This is a genomic window from Vibrio sp. Vb0349, from assembly GCF_033338975.1.
Genome location: NZ_JAWOTS010000350.1, coordinates 1 through 1150 on the forward strand (window position 1 = coordinate 1; position 1150 = coordinate 1150).

Below are 1150 nucleotides of genomic sequence, written 5' to 3' on the forward strand. Positions count from 1 at the left end.
AAAACGACGTTGATTATGTCGACCTCCCAGGAAGCGGGCTCATTGGTTGAAACTCTACTGGTACTGCAACGCTACGGCATCAATATGACTAAGTTAGAATCGCGTCCAATCATGGGTAATCCGTGGGAAGAAATGTTCTACGTTGATCTAGAAGCGCACCTAGGCTCAACCGAAATGCAGCAAGCATTGCAAGAGCTAACAAAAATCACTAAACACTTGAAAGTACTGGGTTGTTATCCAAGCGAAAACATCAAACCAACGCAAGTGAAATTGAGCTAATAGACATCGATGAGTAAAAAGATCATGGCAACCCAAAAAGTCGTTATCGCCTCTCTAAACCCTGCAAAAATCAATGCGGTAAAGAGTGCATTTCAAAGCGCATTCCCTCAACAAGTTTTTGAGTTTGTCGGCATCAGCGTTCCGAGTGAAGTCGCCGATCAGCCGATGACTAACGAAGAGACCCATCGCGGCGCAGTCAATCGAGTTAAAAATGCCAAAGTGGAAATGCCAACTGCAGACTTTTATGTTGGCTTAGAAGCTGGAATTGAAGGCAATGTGACGTTTGCGTGGATGGTGATTGAATCAGATACCCATCGTGGAGAATCTCGCTCAGCCAGTTTGATGTTGCCACCAGAAGTATTAGCTCAACTTGCAGATGCTAATGAACTTGGTGATGTGATGGACAAAGTGTTTGGCACTGAAAACATCAAACAGAAGGGCGGCGCAATCAGCTTGCTGACCCAAAACCAATTAACTCGTAGCTCGGTGTATCATCAAGCGTTAATTCTGGCGCTGATTCCATTTACGAATCCAGACCACTTCCCTGCCAATCTTTAATTCGAATTACCAGATACGAAAAAGGGCGGATATTTCCGCCCTTTTCTGTTACTTCGCGACTTGAGCCACTTGCTCTAGTAAGAGTTTCAGCTTGTCTTTTTCCACTTCGGATTTCGACTTCAACTCATTTGAGCCACGAGTGATCGTGGCAATGCCAACACCAAGCATCTGACTGATCTGACGTTGAGATAATTCCCCTTTGAGAAGCTCATTAAGAATGTTAACGCGTGCAGTTAATGATTCCCTCTCATCAGGTGTCATCAGCATGGTTAACAGCATCTCATGTTGCTGGCTATCCACGCTGGATCGGATT

The 1150-nt window shown here is 44.9% G+C and carries 2 protein-coding genes and 1 pseudogene; 2 read left to right on the forward strand and 1 reads right to left on the reverse strand.

The genetic code is table 11. From position 1 onward, the window contains the following. Both pheA and yjjX read left to right on the forward strand, forming a co-directional pair. A pseudogene (gene pheA, locus R7Q47_RS25760) lies at positions 1-279 on the forward strand (bifunctional chorismate mutase/prephenate dehydratase); the annotation flags it as partial. Between the two features lie 24 nt (positions 280-303). Continuing rightward, positions 304-837, forward strand: a complete 534-nt coding sequence (yjjX, locus tag R7Q47_RS25765) for an inosine/xanthosine triphosphatase (RefSeq protein ID WP_023585665.1) — start codon at positions 304-306, stop codon at positions 835-837. 48 nt (positions 838-885) lie between these two features. On the opposite strand, the gene trpR is transcribed toward yjjX, so the two are convergent. Then, positions 886-1149 (reverse strand): trp operon repressor, encoded by a 264-nt coding sequence (gene trpR, locus R7Q47_RS25770; protein ID WP_318090199.1) that lies wholly within the window; start codon positions 1147-1149, stop codon positions 886-888. Between the last annotated feature and the right edge of the window lies 1 nt (position 1150).